Source organism: Mycoplana sp. 10N416 (genome assembly GCF_056394765.1).
In genome coordinates this window covers 1-15,671 of the sequence record NZ_JBFTIM010000023.1, presented here as the reverse complement: position 1 = coordinate 15,671, position 15,671 = coordinate 1, and the positions used below count along the sequence as shown (strand labels likewise).

Annotated in this window: 13 protein-coding genes and 1 pseudogene; 9 read left to right on the top strand and 5 right to left on the bottom strand. The window is 56.7% G+C overall.

The window, feature by feature from the left end; genetic code table 11:
* The first annotated feature begins 125 nt into the window (after nucleotides 1-125).
* From AC1DDS_RS24275 to AC1DDS_RS24250, 6 genes are all read left to right on the top strand, one after another.
* The gene (locus AC1DDS_RS24275) at nucleotides 126-833 is read left to right on the top strand and encodes a GAF domain-containing protein (protein ID WP_477481211.1); all 708 of its coding nucleotides are present in this window, start codon (nucleotides 126-128) and stop codon (nucleotides 831-833) included.
* Nucleotides 830-1,090: a GGDEF domain-containing protein gene (locus tag AC1DDS_RS24270; RefSeq protein ID WP_477481195.1), complete on the top strand. Its 261-nt coding sequence runs from the start codon at nucleotides 830-832 to the stop codon at nucleotides 1,088-1,090. Before AC1DDS_RS24275 ends, AC1DDS_RS24270 begins: the two co-directional genes overlap by 4 nt.
* Nucleotides 1,080-2,159 carry a putative bifunctional diguanylate cyclase/phosphodiesterase gene (locus AC1DDS_RS24265; protein ID WP_477481210.1) on the top strand — a complete coding sequence of 360 codons (1,080 nt, stop codon included), beginning with the start codon at nucleotides 1,080-1,082 and terminating at the stop codon, nucleotides 2,157-2,159. The genes AC1DDS_RS24270 and AC1DDS_RS24265 overlap by 11 nt, the downstream gene beginning before the upstream one ends.
* A gap of 469 nt (nucleotides 2,160-2,628) precedes the next feature.
* A complete protein-coding gene (gene ligD, locus AC1DDS_RS24260; RefSeq protein ID WP_477481194.1) occupies nucleotides 2,629-5,259 on the top strand; it encodes a DNA ligase D in 2,631 nt (876 codons plus the stop codon).
* Between the two features lie 17 nt (nucleotides 5,260-5,276).
* On the top strand, nucleotides 5,277-6,302 hold the full coding sequence (locus AC1DDS_RS24255; RefSeq protein WP_477481193.1) for an ATP-dependent DNA ligase: 1,026 nt from the start codon (nucleotides 5,277-5,279) through the stop codon (nucleotides 6,300-6,302).
* 434 nt (nucleotides 6,303-6,736) lie between these two features.
* Nucleotides 6,737-6,949 carry a hypothetical protein gene (locus AC1DDS_RS24250; protein WP_477481192.1) on the top strand — a complete coding sequence of 71 codons (213 nt, stop codon included), beginning with the start codon at nucleotides 6,737-6,739 and terminating at the stop codon, nucleotides 6,947-6,949.
* A 1,301-nt stretch (nucleotides 6,950-8,250) separates the two neighbouring features.
* Here the strand turns inward: AC1DDS_RS24250 and AC1DDS_RS24245 are convergent.
* The 5 genes from AC1DDS_RS24245 to AC1DDS_RS24225 all read right to left on the bottom strand — a co-directional run bounded on the left by AC1DDS_RS24245 (nucleotide 8,251) and on the right by AC1DDS_RS24225 (nucleotide 13,797).
* Entirely contained in the window at nucleotides 8,251-9,318 is a 1,068-nt protein-coding gene (locus AC1DDS_RS24245) for a lipocalin-like domain-containing protein (RefSeq protein ID WP_477481191.1), read from the bottom strand.
* Nucleotides 9,308-11,716, bottom strand: coding sequence for an ABC transporter permease (locus AC1DDS_RS24240; protein ID WP_477481190.1), 2,409 nt, complete (start codon nucleotides 11,714-11,716; stop codon nucleotides 9,308-9,310). Before AC1DDS_RS24240 ends, AC1DDS_RS24245 begins: the two co-directional genes overlap by 11 nt.
* Nucleotides 11,713-12,372 (bottom strand): ABC transporter ATP-binding protein, encoded by a 660-nt coding sequence (locus AC1DDS_RS24235; protein WP_477481189.1) that lies wholly within the window; start codon nucleotides 12,370-12,372, stop codon nucleotides 11,713-11,715. Before AC1DDS_RS24235 ends, AC1DDS_RS24240 begins: the two co-directional genes overlap by 4 nt.
* A 502-nt stretch (nucleotides 12,373-12,874) precedes the next feature.
* Nucleotides 12,875-13,465: a general stress protein gene (locus AC1DDS_RS24230; protein WP_477481188.1), complete on the bottom strand. Its 591-nt coding sequence runs from the start codon at nucleotides 13,463-13,465 to the stop codon at nucleotides 12,875-12,877.
* 20 nt (nucleotides 13,466-13,485) lie between these two features.
* Nucleotides 13,486-13,797, bottom strand: coding sequence for a PepSY domain-containing protein (locus tag AC1DDS_RS24225; RefSeq protein ID WP_477481187.1), 312 nt, complete (start codon nucleotides 13,795-13,797; stop codon nucleotides 13,486-13,488).
* A 613-nt stretch (nucleotides 13,798-14,410) separates the two neighbouring features.
* Between AC1DDS_RS24225 and AC1DDS_RS24220 the strand changes: the two genes are divergently transcribed.
* The 3 genes and pseudogenes from AC1DDS_RS24220 to rpsU form a co-directional block, all read left to right on the top strand.
* Nucleotides 14,411-14,719 (top strand): hypothetical protein, encoded by a 309-nt coding sequence (locus AC1DDS_RS24220; protein ID WP_477481186.1) that lies wholly within the window; start codon nucleotides 14,411-14,413, stop codon nucleotides 14,717-14,719.
* 536 nt (nucleotides 14,720-15,255) lie between these two features.
* Nucleotides 15,256-15,385, top strand: a pseudogene (locus AC1DDS_RS24215) (cold-shock protein); the annotation flags it as partial.
* Between the two features lie 104 nt (nucleotides 15,386-15,489).
* Nucleotides 15,490-15,671: 30S ribosomal protein S21 (gene rpsU, locus AC1DDS_RS24210; protein WP_477480567.1), on the top strand; the 182-nt coding region annotated here is incomplete at its 3' end.

Here is a 15,671-nt window from a genome sequence, read left to right as displayed (position 1 = left end):
TCGATAGTGGCCGGGACGATGCCTTCGACGCGATAGTGGCGACCGCCAAGTCTTTCTTCCAAGTGCCCATCGTTCTTCTCTCTATCGTTGACACTGACAGGTAGTGGTTTAAGGCCTCTTGCGGCCTGGACGCCCTTGCGCTTCCTCGTGGGCATGCGTTTTGCAGCCATACGATTTTGGGCAAGGAACTTTTCCTGGTTGAGGACGCCGAGGTAGATCCCCGTTTTTGTGACAATCCCGTAGTTAGCGGAAATCTAGGTATCCGGTTTTATGCAGGCTGGCCGATCGAAATGTCCGAAGGCTTGGTGGCTGGAAGCCTATGTATCCTGGACACTCGCCCGCGAACATTTGCCTCAGGCGATCTGGCATTGCTTGGCTCACTCGCGAAAATAGCGTCCACCTTGGTAATGCAGCATCGAAGCGCACGCCGTAATGCCGCTCTTACGGATGCCGTCGAAGCGAAGAGTGAAGTTATAGTGTCCCAATCAGAAGGCTTAATGGTCCAGAAAAGGCTGCTGGATTGCGCATCGCAGCTTGCCAGGATTGGAGCATGGGAAGTGGATTGCGCAACCGGGGAGCTCGTGTGGAGCGATGGCATGTATGACCTACACGAAGTGCCGCGCGATTATGATTTGTCGCCCGAAGGTTTGTCAGCTTTCTATCCAGGAGGCGAGTATATGCGGCTCCCGAGGATTATTGAAAAGGCGAAAACCGCGAATGTGCCTTACACATTCGAAGGAAAGATGAAGACGGGCAAGGGCAGAATGCGTTGGGTCCGTGTCGCCGGGCATGTGGAGATGAGAAACGGAGTCGCCGTACGCCGTTTGGGATGAAGCAGGACATCACCGCAGAAAAAAGTGCCATCGAACGGATCAGGCGGCTCGCTGAGCGTGATCCGCTCACAAACCTGTTTAATCGCGCCCAGTTGGTTAAAGGGCTGTCGAAACTCAGGCAGCAGGCTCGACCAGTCGTTTTGTTTCTCCTTGATTTGGACGGATTCAAGCAGATCAACGACACCTATGGGCATGCCGCCGGCGACCGCTGTTTGAAGACGATGGCGGCCAGACTCCGGCGAGCAACTGGGGGGTGATCATTTTCTGGCACGAATGGGCGGCGATGAGTTTGCCGTCGTCTTGGATGTTGATCTTGACGAACGACAAATCGAAGAGATTGCAACCTCAATCCGATCGCTAGCGGCCGTTCCGTTGAGATGGAGAAGTCATTCGCTTCAGTTCAGCGCCTCGGTAGGTGTTTCTAGCCGTGTTGCGGGCCTTTCCTTCCATATCGCAGATATGTTGAGTGAGGCAGATCTTGCCTTATATGCGTCCAAATCAGCGGGACGGAACTGCTATCATCGATTTGCGCCAGCAATGCGGGCCGAGGCTGATCACTGGGTTGCGTGCATTGCTATGGTTCGGAACGCGCTCTCCAACAACGAACTTGAACTTCACTATCAGGCGAAGGTGTCGCTCGGCGATCGCCGAGCGGTCGGATATGAGGCTCTTCTGCGGTGGAACAGTTCTGATGGAATGAAGCTGCCTGGCGATTTCCAGTCAGCGCTACTAGATCCACAGTTGTCCGTCGAGCTCGGGGAGTTTGTGCTCGAGACTGCGATCAAGCAAGCGGCGGGCTGGGTCCGGCAGGGCTTCGACTTTGGTTCGATCGCGATCAACATGGGCCAACAGCAGTTTCGAGACCCAAGTTTTGCCGACCGAGTTCAGCAAGCAATCAGGATGAATGGTCTTGAGCCTTCCATGATCGAAATTGAGGTTACGGAAGACGTATTTCTTTCGCGCGGGTCCGCCGCCATACTCACTATCTGCAAGGCACTCCGCAGTTATGGCATTGGCGTCTCGTTTGACGATTTCGGAACAGGCTTTGCCTCACTGACACATCTCCTGGAGTTTCCGGTATCGGCGATCAAGATCGATCGATCATTTGTCGCACGGCTATCGACTCGAGCCGGAACAACCGCGATGATCCGGGCGATCTGCGAAATTGGGAACGCTATGGGCGTTGCTGTTGTCGCAGAAGGGGTGGAAAACGAGGAACAAGCCGCGTTTCTCAAGAGCGTCGGCTGCGACTGCGGGCAAGGGTTTCTCTTTCATTTTCCCGAGCGTGCGGATCAAATTGTTGGAAGAATGCTTCGCTCGGCGTAGATGTTCTCTCCAGCAGCAACCGCCTGTTGGAAGACAAGGCCGCGTGAATGACGGGAATAAGCGCAAAACAGTCGTTCCGGGATATGAATTCCTTCGTCTGCTTCGGGCCGTAGCGGCCGTTATGCATTTCGTCCACATGCCCGGACAAATATTATCTCGCCACCAAACTCAGCTTTCAGCATGGCGAACGCTATGCGGCCGAAAGTGGCTAACCTTCAACATGAAATTGTAGAGCTTCTCTTTTCGGCAAGTGAAGTTTGTTAGGAGTGACGTCGATCGCGGCGTAATTTGGTGAATTGCGTTCCGCCCGGGCGAGTTTGTTCGATTGCGAGCTCGTTCCTCACTTGTCTGCACCACCGGGTGACGGGTCCTCGGCGTTTCTTTCGCCTGAGCGCGACTAGTTCAATGGACTTCGCATCTTTTGGCCGGATTGCACGTTATTCCCAATCTACGTGCGCACGAGGTTTCCATGGCCGAAAAGCTCTCTAAATATAAAGCAAAACGCGATTTTGAATTGACGCGGGAGCCAACGGGCTCTGGAAAACTCGCCGCATCCAACCGCCATCGGTTTGTCATTCAGAAACACGATGCCTCCAGACTGCATTACGATCTTCGTCTGGAACTGGACGGCGTATTCAAATCATGGGCACTCACTCGGGGGCCCTCTCTCGATCCCCATGACAAAAGGCTTGCGGTCAAAGTCGAGGATCACCCGCTAGATTACGGAGACTTTGAGGGCACGATCCCCAAAGGCCAATACGGGGGCGGGACTGTGATGATATGGGATCGTGGGTATTGGGCCTCTGAAGGATCGACTACGCCCGAGCAGGCGCTGGAGGAGGGTGATTTCAAATTGAGCCTGGATGGTAAGCGGTTAAAGGGCAGCTTTGTTCTGGTCCGAATGAAGCAAGACTGTAACGGTGGCAAACGGCAAAACTGGTTGCTTATCAAGCATCGCGACGAGTTTGCAGTGGATGCTCACGGCGACTCCTTTTTGGAAACCGCGACCTCTGTGGCATCCGGCCGGACGATGGAGGCCATTGCGGCGGGTAGGGGACGCAAACCTAAGGCGTTCATGCTCGCAGATGGCGAAATCACGGCAAACGCCGTGTGGGACAGCCGCGGCACGTCAGAACGTCGAGACGGCAAGAAGCTCAAAACTGCGGCCTCCAAGCCGACAGAGGCCGTAACCGCCATCCCCGACTTCGTGCCTCCGCAGCTTTGCCAAAGTCTGGCCAGACCACCCTCATCGGAGGGCTGGGTGCACGAAATCAAATTTGACGGCTACCGGATCCAGGCGAGGGTTGTAGATGGCAAGGTAACTTTGAAAACGCGAAAGGGGCTGGACTGGACCCGCAAATACCCTGCCATCGCGAAAAGTCTATCGACAATGCCAGATTGCATTCTCGATGGGGAGATTTGCGCGCTGGACGGCGAGGGAACTCCTGATTTCGCTTCGCTGCAAGCGGCCCTATCTGAAGGGCAGACCGACAATCTTGTCTATTTCGCATTTGACCTTCTATTCGACGGATACGAAGACTGGAGGGATCGCCCGCTCATCGAACGAAAGCGGCGGCTTGAGGCCCTTCTAGTTGAGGCTGATCCTCACTTGAGATACGTCGAGCATTTTGAGACGGGCGGTGACGCGGTTTTGAAGTCCGCCTGCAAGTTGTCCCTGGAAGGGATTGTTTCTAAACAATCTGCAGCAGCATATCGCTCGGGGAGGACCGATACCTGGGCTAAATCGAAATGCCGGGCGGGCCACGAAGTCGTAATCGGTGGATGGGCCAAAACAAATGGCAAGTTCAGATCCCTGCTTGTCGGCGTCCACCGTGGGGAGGGATTCGTTTATGTTGGTCGCGTCGGTACGGGTTACGGAGCTAGCAAGCTGGAGAGGTTGCTACCCAAGCTCGAAAAGTTAGAGGCAAAGGGCTCTCCCTTCACAGGAGGCGGCGCGCCCGAGAAATCCAGCGATATTGTCTGGGTGAAGCCCGAGCTCGTTGCTGAAATTGAGTTTGCCGGGTGGACTGCGGATGGCTTGGTCCGACAAGCGGCTTTCAAGGGGCTGCGTGAAGACAAGCCCGCCTCCGAAGTGGAAGCGGACCAGCCAGCTCCGCCAGAAACGACCGATCTGCCGGAGCCGGATAGGCAATTGCGAAAAACCACTGTGCGTCGCTCGGCTACGACGGCGATTGTAATGGGTGTGCGGCTCTCCAACCCCGACAAACCACTATGGCCCGATGCAAACGACGGTATCCCAGTAACAAAGCAGAATCTGGCCGAATATCTGGAAGCTGTCGGCCCTTGGATGATTGATCACATCAAGGGCAGACCTTGTTCGATCATCCGTGCGCCCGATGGGATAGGAAGCGAACAGTTTTTCCAACGACATGCGATGCCGGGCTCTTCAAACCTTCTCGAGTTGGTCACGGTTTTTGGCGATCGAAAGCCGTATCTCCAGATCGATCGCGTCGAGGGTCTGGCAGCGGTCGCTCAGGTCGCAGCTCTTGAACTACATCCGTGGAACTGCCAACCCGGTAAGCCCGAGGTGCCCGGCCGCCTCGTGTTCGATCTCGATCCGGGTCCTGATGTTCCATTTTCAACGGTGGTCACCGCTGCAAAGGAGATGCGAGACCGTCTCGATTCCCTTGGCCTGGTCAGCTTTTGTAAGACCACGGGGGGAAAGGGTCTGCATGTTGTCACCCCCCTCAAAGCTCAACGGAGCAAGCTCACCTGGCCCGAGGCGAAGAGTTTCGCCCAGAATGTTTGTCTGCAAATGGCGCGAGATCACCCCGATAAGTATCTGGTCAAAATGGCAAAGAAGCTCCGCCACGGGCGAATTTTCCTCGACTATCTTCGCAATGACGGCATGGCCACTGCGGTGGCTCCTTTGTCACCTCGAGCCCGCCCAGGCGCGACGGTCTCAATGCCGCTTACTTGGGCTCAGGTGAAAACCGATCTTGATCCCAAGCGTTTCACCATCCGAACAGTGCCCGCCCTTCTTAGACGGTCACAGGCCTGGCAGGGCTACTGCGATGCGGAGAGGTCCCTGGAAAAGGCAATTCGACAGCTTGAGAGGACCGTGGCAACCGCTGCCTGATGCGCGGAGTTACAGAGATGGTTGAAGAATCGCCTTTTGGCCTGCCCCTTGGTACGGAACCAATGGAGGCGCGGTCCGCCGAAAGCCTTCCGATGGGCGAAGGTTGGCAGTACGAACCCAAATGGGATGGTTTCCGGTGCCTCGCGTTCAAGAACGGTAAGAATGTCGATCTGCGCGCCAAATCCGGCAAGCCACTAGGGCGCTATTTCCCCGAGGTGGTCGAATTCTTGAGCTCGCTGTCGATCCCCCAATTCGTGATCGATGGTGAACTTGTTCTTGAAGTCGAGGGAAGGCTCTCGTTCGAGTCACTGCAAATGCGGCTCCACCCTGCCGCAAGCCGCGTTCAAAGGCTGTCCACACAATCTCCCGCCAAGCTTGTTCTATTTGATATTTTAATGTCGCCACGTGGAAATGACGTCCGAAGTCGCCATCTGCGGGAGCGACGGGCTGAACTGGAAGCCCTCTTGGAGGCGATTCGGTCGTCCCCGCGCTTAGCGCTATCTCCCTTCACCCATGATCCAAAAACTGCAAAGCTCTGGCTTTCAGAAGCGGGTAACGGCGGGACTGACGGTGTAGTCTGCAAACGGCTCGACCAACCCTACCTCTCGGGCGAGCGTGCGATGACAAAAGTTAAACGTGTTCGCACCGCAGACTGCGTCGTCGGCGGGTTCCGCTACGAGAGCGATAGTGACCAGGTGGGGTCTCTGCTTTTGGGTCTATACAACGACGATGGTGAGTTGGATCACGTTGGCTTTACTGCCACAATAACCGATGGCGAGCGGCCAGCACTAACCAAACAACTCGAAAGGTTGCGACAAGCCCCTGGCTTTACCGGGAAAGCTCCGGGAGGACCCAACCGATGGAGCACCGAAAGAAGCGGAGAATGGCAACCGTTGAAGCCGGAACTAGTCGTAGAGGTGCGGTTCGACCACGTGACAGGCAAGCGCTTTAGACACGGCACCAAACTCCTCCGTTGGCGTCCAGACAAAAACCCTACGCAATGCAAGCTAGAACAGATTGAAGTTGCGGCTGGGCCGAGGTGACTGCCAATGCATTCGATGTGCATCTTCCTCGCGTCCATGAAAAACAAAGCACCGTCCGGAAATAAGCGTACAACGTCGATTGCCCTTTTTGAAGGGAAACGGCAATGCCAAGTGATCAAGACGACTTGGACATGATCAACCGCCATACCGCGCTCGCCGAACAGCACATCATTGACCAAGAGCGTCGGATCAGCCTGTTGGAAACGCACCACCATGCGACATGATAGATGTGCCCGGGCATTGCAGCCTTTAGAGAAGCTGTTGATCTCCGATCATTCCCGAGAAGGTGCTTGAACGCCACATAAGAAAGCAGCAGCGGAGGAGGTATGGAGTCCGCCGCCAAGGCGTTCGTGACGTTCAAGCGATCAGGGAACAAGGTGACGCTTTAAAGGTTCCATCGCGTCGGAAAATCGTTCCCTGCGAAGGAGACGGCAATGCTTAGCGATCAAGACGAATTGGATTGGATCGAGCACAACATCGCTGAAGCTGAGCAACGCATAATTGAGCAAGAGTACCTGATAAGTCTTCTGCAACTGCACCACCATTCGACCACCGAAGCAGCCGAGCTTCTCGACATCTTGAATAAGTTTTTGCGGCTGCATCGGTGGCAGCGGCAGGAAATTAAGAACCGCGCCCGCGCCTCATAGAGGAGGTGCTTGAACGTCATCTCGGAGATGAGCGGAAGGGACAGGGGTTGTTCACCGCTCAAGTGACGTTCAAGCGGACACATAAACACGCATGCGTTGAAAAGGTTCCGACGCCGCGAGTTTCTGTTGGGGGAAGGCGTGAAGGGCCTCGTGCTCTTGCGGTCACACGAAGGCCCTTCACGCTGCTTGCCTGTTGGGCGGGTGACGACGGGGGAGTCCGCCAACCCTTGGAATGTACAAGCAATCGCTAAAACACGGATCGGGTCGAGAGGTTCCGGACGATCAAAATTTTTAGTGGTGACAAAAATGCCTCCGTAAGTGCGGCTACTACTCACGGAGGCCCCTCCGCTTGATCGGGCGACAGGAAACGAGCCGCCCTTTGCAATGCAAGCAATCGCTAAAACATGGGTTCGGTCGAGATGTTCCTACGTTCAGAATTTATCGTGGCTGATCGAGGGCCTCCATGAGATCACCACTTCTCACGAAGGCCCCCTTCGCCAACCTGCTTGTCTAGCAAAAGAAGCCGCTGCGCTGACAAGCGATTGCTAAAACATGGTCACGCTCGAAATGTTCCCGGCTTCCGAATTTTTGTTCTTCGGGTGTTCGTATTTGGACAGTGTCAATGCCACAATTTGCAGTATTCAAACTGATATGTGTGCGAACCGAAACCGAACAAAGACCGCGGATGAAGAACGTGAAGAATGGGGACATGCCTCCGTCCGAAGGTGCGGAATGGGTGCACCGCGCGGGCACTTGGGGGGCAACACGGAGACATGTCGTAAATTAGAATACGCTAATAAATTGCAAACGCAATCTAATGTTCTCGGCGCGTCCGTCATTCGATATGTGTGACGAAGAATAATCGCGTCAGAAGCATTGCCAAGGACGCGGCAACGACAATGCCAATCCGTCCGAAGCCCCACGTCTATGGCTATCCCTGCAAGCTAAGATAAAGTACAACAACAATCATAGCGAAAGAAATGGAAGCCGCGACGTAATATGCAAAGAGCACCATCTCCTGATGTTACAAAGAGTCAGAACAACTTGAACTTAAACGATGGCAGAAGATCTTCCGTTAGTCGACCCTTGACTTCAAATGGGCTTGCTTAGGTAGCACGAGCGCGGCAAATCGCCAAGGTCGCTCAACCGCTTTTGTGATCCCAATCCGAGCGCCCCTTGCCACCGGGGCGGATTATGGAAAGTGCCAGCGAAAAGGGTGGTTCGTGAATTGGATTGTGCCTCGCACTGTCCAACGCTCGGCCTCGGGAGGCCGCGCCGCATTCAGCTGGTCGGGCCTCTTGCTAGTAGCCAGTCATCTCAAGATAGCCCCGCCCTGACGTGCTGCCTTCGAACGTTATCGGCCCTTCCCAGTATGGCGTTGAAGTCTTCATCCATGCTTGGTCGTTGAGCGCCTTCGTCCGGATATCAAGGCCTCGGCTTGGTATCCTTAGCCTCCACTCAACAGGGATCGCTTTACCTCCAACATCGGCTGTCCTTACCGGTTCAAACAAAACCTCATCCGAGCCTAGCGGCGCGGTCTTGCCTTGGGCCCCGATCCAGTTCGCCGAGGTGTAGCCCAGTCCCTTGTCCCGCAGGCGAAATGCCATGACCTTTTCTCCGGAAGCCAAATGCAGCGAGAACCAGTCCCAGCCAGTCTGGTCTGACGCCAGGGGCTGCGACGACCACTCACGGTCGAGCCACGCCTTCCCCGTAACCGCATGGGATACTCCATCGAGCGTGACTGTGCCGGCGGCCTCGTAGAACGGCTGAGAGTAATAGTAGCTCGCCTGGCCTGCTGAGGATTTCACGGAGTACCCATAGTCCCCCTGAAGTGCCAACGGTCCTTTGGCCTGAAGGGTCAGCTGATACGCGAACTCCGGACCGTTGGCACTGAGGTCGAGGTTGTCCAACTCATCCTGCGCTGCAGTGCCGCCGCCTTTCATCTGCCAATCGTCGATCCACGCATCGAAAGGCTCTATGTTGGCTCCGGCCTGCCCAATCCCGCCTCTGGCCAACCGCTCGGCCACATAATGGCGGCTTTCGGTTGTGACGGCGGCATGCCCAATCCAAACTTGCGGGCTAGACCATCCTTGGCGCTCCCCAGGAGCAAGCGCCGAGCGAAATAGCGTCCACTGCGCGCCCAACTGCCGACCATCAGCGGCCTGCAGGTTGGCGGTGATATACCACCACTCGATACGAAAATTGGCGTGCGGTCCGTGATCGCGAGGAAACTCGAGCTTCGTTCCCCTTTGGGGTACCGCGAAACCTTCGGCCTTCGATCCAAGGCCCGCGAAGCCCTGCGCCACGACCGCTATTGGCGAGAACAGGGCCGCGGCCAGGATCGTGAAAAGGATCGTTCTAGCGTTCATTTGCAAACACCTTCAGGAGATCGCCGGACTCGGTCCTTGCAAGTCGACGTATCGGGATCGCAACCGAAATGATGGCCGCGACGAGAGCGACGACGCCGAGCCTGAGCCAATCCAATGGGAATAGGATTAGTGGCAACCGCCATCCGAAAGCCTCGACATTGATGATCGCCAGTAGGACCCAGGCCAGCGCCAGTCCAACCGGGACCGATGCAATGAAGGTGGCGAGCCAGAGAGCAAGCGTCCGCACAACCTCGACGAGCGCAAGGTCACGGCGGCGGAGCCCCATCGCCCACACGGGAGCAAGCTGCGGCAGACGCAGCGATGACAACGTCAGCAGGCTTGTGAACATCGCAAACCCAGCGAGGGCCAGGGTGAGCACGTTGAGCGTTCCCGTTACAGCAAAGGTCTGTTCAAAGATTGCAGTGGACTGTTGCTTGAGGGAAGCTTGGTCAATGATGTTGTTTTCAGGGAGACCGAACTTTTCGGCGAGACGCCTTCTGAAGGACGGCACCTGTTCTGGTTCCATGCGCAGACCGTATCGCAACTTCGGAACATCGGGGTAGTGTCGAACCAGAGCATCGAGGCCAATGATGACTTGACCTGACGGATTGCCATAATCGGAGAAGACGCCGACGACCTGGGTTTCCCAGCCGCCGGGTAGTTCAATTTGCCCCCCGAGCGACACTTTGCCCGCCCGCCAAAGCTGCTCGTTGATCAACGCGCCGCGACCGCTGGCAACCGCGTCCCATGTCGTTGGCGACCCGAGAATCAGCGGCCAGTGATCGCGGTAGGTTGCATCGTCCGCAATGCCATAGATTTGCATCTGCTGGCCGAACACCTCGCCTTCCGTACTCCAGATCGGCAGGGTGGCCTTCGCGTGATCGGGAAACCATTGCCGTAGCCGTTCGGCTTCATGCTCATCTCGCGCCGTCACATAGACCTCTGCGGCCAGACGCTGATCTAGCCAGCCGAGGAATGTTTGGCGGAAACTGGAAACCATCGTGCCGACGCCGATGTTGGCTGACAGGGCAAGCAACAGTGCCATGAGCGCAAGGGAAAGGCCTGGCAATTGCTGACTGGTGTCGGCCCAGAACCAGTGGATTAGAACATGATTTGACCTCTTCTTCCCAATGGCCATTACGACTGCCAGCATCGGTGGGAGGACCAGCGCCGTGCCCATAAGCAGGGTGGCGAGGACGGCAAAGCCAGCATAGAGACCTTTACCAACTACGATTAGCAGACCGGATGCTAACAGCAGAATGGCACCAATGCTTGCCTGACCGATTAGGCCTTTCATCGAGGTCATTGCCCAGGCCCTATGCTGCGCAGCCGCAAGTATGGGCATCTTCCAGACCCTCCAGAGATGTTGAGCCGAAGATAGTGCCGTGCCAATCAACGCGATCGCCAGTCCTGCCAGCCACCACTCCGGCCTAAAAGAGAGCGCCCCCGGCACACTTGCTCCATAGAGACCACGCAGTGTTGCAGCGACACCAGGCAGAAGCGCTGACGCCACGAAGTAGCCGAGAATGACACCAATTGCCCCGGAGATAAGAGCAAAAAATATCGTCTCGACAAGCAGCATGGCCGTCAGCGAGTGAAGGGAAACCCCCAGCGACCTGAGGGTACGGAAAGTGCCGCGACGCTGCTCGAAGGAAAGGCCCGTGGCCGAGTAGACGATGAAGAGGCCGACAACGAAGGCAAGGAAGCCGAAGGCGGTAAGGTTGAGGTGGAAACTGTCGGTCAGCCGAGCGACATTAGGTTGTTCCCCGGCATCCTTAAGCGCAAGCTCCGGCGCAATCGCCCCGATGGGTTCAAGACCTGGCCTCTGCGACCGCGCGACGACGATCCTGCTCAGTTCCCCGTTGCGGTTCAGCAGGCGGTCCGCGGCCCCAATGTCGATGAACGCCGCCCCATCCGGAAGATCGGCAGCTATCCTGACTGGAATGCTCGTGGCTTCCTTGAGACGGGCTGCAGTTGCCGCAGACACAATCAGCTGCCCTGGACCACCAACGAAATCGACAAGATCGGGTGCGCTCGAAACCGACACCGCCTGAGCCTCGGATGGCATGCTTAACGGATCAATGCCGATAAGCCTAACCCGGGATTGACCAAATCTGTGATCTCCTTCGATGACTGGCGACACGTTCCAGCCCGCTCGGCGAAGCTTGACATATGTGTGCGCCAATATTCGCCCGCCATCCTTGGCAACAAGTTGTTCGAGTTGGTTTTGCTCTAGCACGGCCGCCGCGCGTCCGTAGCTCGCTCTCGCTTCTGCATTGATCGCCTGGACCCCGGACCACAAAGCCGTTGCAAGTGCCACCCCGACAATCAGCGTTGCCAATTGAAGCGGTCTGTATCGCCAGTGGGAAAGCAGCGCCCAGAACGCGATCCAGCTCATGCGGCGACCTTCCCGCTCGTCAACGTAATCCGGTGGTCGAGCCTGTCGGCTAGTCGATTGGAATGGGTGACGAGCAGAAGAGCGATGCCTGCCGATCTCGTGAGCCGCAACATAATTTCGAGGACCGCGTCAGCCGTGCTCTCATCAAGATTACCCGTCGGCTCGTCCGCGAGCACGAGGGGCGGCCTCGCCGCCAATGTCCGTCCGATTGCCACCCGTTGCTGTTGTCCACCCGAGAGCTGCTCGGGGTAGCGGCGAAGCAGTTGGCCGATGCCGAGCGCTTCGACAAGTTCACCTTCCCAAAGCGGATCGAAACGCCGGGCCAGCTTTGCATGGAACGAGACGTTCGCTCTTACGTCGAGACTGGGAATGAGATTGAATTGCTGGAAGATCACTCCGACGTCGGTCCGTCGAAACTCCGCGCGGCCAACGTCGTTGAGCTTGGTGATGTCTCGCCCGTTCACCAAAATGGTGCCGCTATCCGGCTTGTCCAATCCGCCCGCCAAGTGGAGGAGAGTGCTTTTCCCGCTCCCCGACTCCCCTGTGAGCGCAAGGCTCTCACCTTTGGCCAACACGAAGCTCACTCCCCTAAGGACGGGGATTCGGCCTTCGGCCGTTTGGTAGGATTTTTTGATGTCTGAAAGGGAAAGGATCATGAAGGTCTCAACCTGCGAACTTCACCCGTGGTGCGCCGCAATCCAGATACGGCCCTAACCGGGAGGCCGTTTGAATGTTTCCGCCGTGTTACATTGTTTGCGAGCGTGGTGCAGGTCAACCGGATCGACACAAAGGGCATCAATGGCTGGGCCTACACGACGAAGACCGGGCTTCATGGCAAGGACTATCTGCAACGGGCTCTGATTGCCTCGGAGCCAATCGTCCTAAGGATGCCATTTATCCGACAAGTACGCGGAGCTTTGCTCTCCCGCGATTGCAATAGTTCGGAGAAATACGTCATCATTTTCCCAAAGAAAGCCAAAGACTGGATTGGCTGAAGGAAGGCAATCCGTCGACTCTTGATGGATTATGGGTATCGCCGTCGGAAAACTCTAGCTGCGAGGAATTTCACGCTGGCTGTCCGACTGGGCGGCCAGCGTGACACGATCCTGTTAGTTCACTAGAATTTGCAACATCCCCGGGTCAACGACATCTTCAGATTCAATAGCGCGTCCGCTCCTGCGCGATCTCGTCAACGGTGTACGGCGCAGCCCGGTCGTCGAATCGTGACCACCCTTGCTCCACATATGCGCTTCTGCGGCCCGCGACATCAACCTGGTTGCGTTGCCGGAGGATTTCTTCTGCCCGATGCGCAAGGGCATCATCAACCCTAGCCGTAACAAGCGTGCCGCCGCGACGAACACCCTCTGCGTAGACATGTGCATCTTCTTCATCCACGCCCGAATCCGTGAGCCCGCCAACGATGCCGCCCGCAGCACCTCCAGCCACTGCTCCGGCTGCAGCGCCTGCCACGGTAGAGGCGAGCCATCCGGCAGCAACCACTGGTCCGACGCCCGGTATCGCCATCAACCCGAGCCCGGTCAATAGGCCGACAACGCCCCCGCCAGCGGCCCCGATGCCAGCACCTGTACCCGCGCCTTCGGCAGCGTCGCTGTGGTCGGAAGAATACCGGTCACCGCTATTGTTGGCGACAATGCTGATGTCATCGGAGAGGACACCCGCTGCCTCCAAATCGTTCACGGCAGCTCTTGCTGCGTCGTAGTCATCAAAAAGCCCTGTAATGGTCCGCATATTCCGTCCTCCTATGATCGTTATTGCGCAGTGACATTGCCCTGGTAATCCATGGCAACGGCCACCGATTTGCCGTCCTTCATCGCGGACGCCTGCCACACGCCTTTGTCGTCCAGTTTCAATCCAGATAGTTCTGTATAACCGGCCGCCTCAATGCGTTCCTTGGCCTGGCTCTCGGTGAAGCTGTTGGAACCTTCCACAGGAGCGGTTGGATTAACTGTGTCGGGTGTCGCCACCGCTGGTGTGTTTCCATCAGGGGAGGGTGTCGTTTGGGCAAAAGCCGTTGAAGACGCGGTGCTCAGCAGGAGCGCCGCAAAAATGCTTAGTTTCATCTTGCTACCTCTTCACCAGATAGTTGGTCACGGCATGGAAACACGCACTGAGCGAATAGGTTCCGATGTTACCAGCGGTCGTGCGATCGAACTCTTGGAGAAGTCAAGGCGGTCAGCAGGGCAGCCAAGAGGGGCAACAGGGGGCCAGCGTCAGCAGGGCGGGCAGCGCCAAGACCAGAAGTGAATTCCGAGACCACACAGCGGATGTCATCCACTGGGACGATCTCCGGCCATGGCGGCCCAAGCGAATTGCGGCTGCAGAAGTTGGTTCGCGACGCTTCGCCCTGGCGCGGGAAATGAACCCGCCGGGACAAAAGTGGGGCGTTTGTAAGGGGTGGCAGGGGGAATGCCACGGCCGACACCGTATGCCACGCAGGGTCCATCTGGCGACTAGCTCATTGTATTTACGTTTTCAGTCAGAGGGCTATAGGTTTTTTATAAGCGTATTCAGCATCAGCTATGGTATTACTACTCGCCGGTCCGCCGCCGGCTCGACCAGTGCCAACACAACGCTGATGTTGGATAGCCAAGGCCTCTTCATCGGTTGGGCGAACTCGAAACAAAAAGACACCGGGGACGTTGCGCTCTCACTTCAATTTCGGGAGTCAGTTGCATGGGCACCAGCGACGATTTGGTCACAGAGTCGGCGAAGGTTCTATTCGAGGGCGACGAGCAACTTGAGATCGTCGATCGAAGCGACGGGGTGCGGTTTGTCGATCTCGTTACCGAGGCCAGATACGCCGACGGCATTGTCTATCTCTCCTTCGGCTGCAGCATCTACGAATACGACAATCCTGGGATCGCCGAGGTCTCGGCACGGGTGAGGATGTCTGTCCTTGGCGCCCAAAACCTGCGGGCCTTGCTTGATGACTGCATTGCAGAGGCTTTGCAGCCAGTTATCGAAAAGAGGACTGGGAGATAAGCCCGGTAGCCCACCGGTGGGTCTGGATCATGCCCAGGTGGCACGGGAATGCTCATGGCAGAAACTCCTTCCGCCGAAGTCAACTAGGACGGAGCGACGTTGTGTTCCTGTGTCGCGTGAACGACGATTAGGTTTCCCAGCGTAGGCCTTTGGTGCAGGAGAGGGAGGGTGCTTGAACGTCATCTAGGAGAAGAGCGGAAGTTTGCCGCTCAAGTGACGTTCAAGCGGTTACATAAACACGCTTGCGTTGAAAAGGTTCCATCGCAAAACTTTCTTGTTTTCGGGAAAGGGCCTCCGTGAGGTCAGCGATCGGTCACGAAGGCGCCGACTTGCCTGATGGGCGGGCGACGGGGGGGAATCCGCCGCCCTAGAGTGTGCAGTACAAGCAGTCGCTAGACTGAAGCGGGCACGAACCAATCGTGAAGCGGAACGAGTGAAGAAGGGGACATGCCTCCGCCCGGGAGTGCGAACACCTTGCGAACGATCTGTGCCTTATACGAGACATGTCCTTTAGTTAGGATACGGTCCGCGGCCAGGACGTCTTCGTGCATGTCTCGGCCGTTGAACGAGCCGGCATGCGAAGTCTGAGCGACGGGCAAAAGATCCGTTACGACATCGTACAGGACAAGCGCTGGGGGCAAGAGTTCCGCGGACAACCTGCAGGCAGAAATTTCGTTGCTCCGTGACCCGGGCGACGGCAATAGTCTGGAGGTCGGGAGCAGTCCCGCCCTTTTGTTTTTTAGCAGCGCACCGCTGCATAAGGAGGACCTTTGCAAGTACTCGTCAGGGATAACAACGTCGACCAAGCTCTCCGCGTATTGAAGAAAAAGATGCAGCGCGAAGGCATCTTCAGGGAAATGCGGGCGCGGAGCGCCTATGAGAAACCCTCCGAAAAACGTGCACGCGAAAAGGCAGAGGCCATCCGTCGCTCTCGCAAGTTGGCCCGAAAGAA

Bases quoted from the DNA above. Each gene is read 5' to 3' on its own strand.
- AC1DDS_RS24225 (WP_477481187.1), bottom strand. From the start codon at position 13,797: ATGAAACTAAGCATTTTTGCGGCGCTCCTGCTGAGCACCGCGTCTTCA.
- AC1DDS_RS24230 (WP_477481188.1), bottom strand. From the start codon at position 13,465: ATGCGGACCATTACAGGGCTTTTTGATGACTACGACGCAGCAAGAGCT.
- ligD (WP_477481194.1), top strand. From the start codon at position 2,629: ATGGCCGAAAAGCTCTCTAAATATAAAGCAAAACGCGATTTTGAATTG.
- AC1DDS_RS24270 (WP_477481195.1), top strand. From the start codon at position 830: ATGAAGCAGGACATCACCGCAGAAAAAAGTGCCATCGAACGGATCAGG.
- AC1DDS_RS24245 (WP_477481191.1), bottom strand. From the start codon at position 9,318: ATGAACGCTAGAACGATCCTTTTCACGATCCTGGCCGCGGCCCTGTTC.
- AC1DDS_RS24240 (WP_477481190.1), bottom strand. From the start codon at position 11,716: ATGAGCTGGATCGCGTTCTGGGCGCTGCTTTCCCACTGGCGATACAGA.
- AC1DDS_RS24220 (WP_477481186.1), top strand. From the start codon at position 14,411: ATGGGCACCAGCGACGATTTGGTCACAGAGTCGGCGAAGGTTCTATTC.
- AC1DDS_RS24235 (WP_477481189.1), bottom strand. From the start codon at position 12,372: ATGATCCTTTCCCTTTCAGACATCAAAAAATCCTACCAAACGGCCGAA.
- AC1DDS_RS24255 (WP_477481193.1), top strand. From the start codon at position 5,277: ATGGTTGAAGAATCGCCTTTTGGCCTGCCCCTTGGTACGGAACCAATG.
- AC1DDS_RS24250 (WP_477481192.1), top strand. From the start codon at position 6,737: ATGCTTAGCGATCAAGACGAATTGGATTGGATCGAGCACAACATCGCT.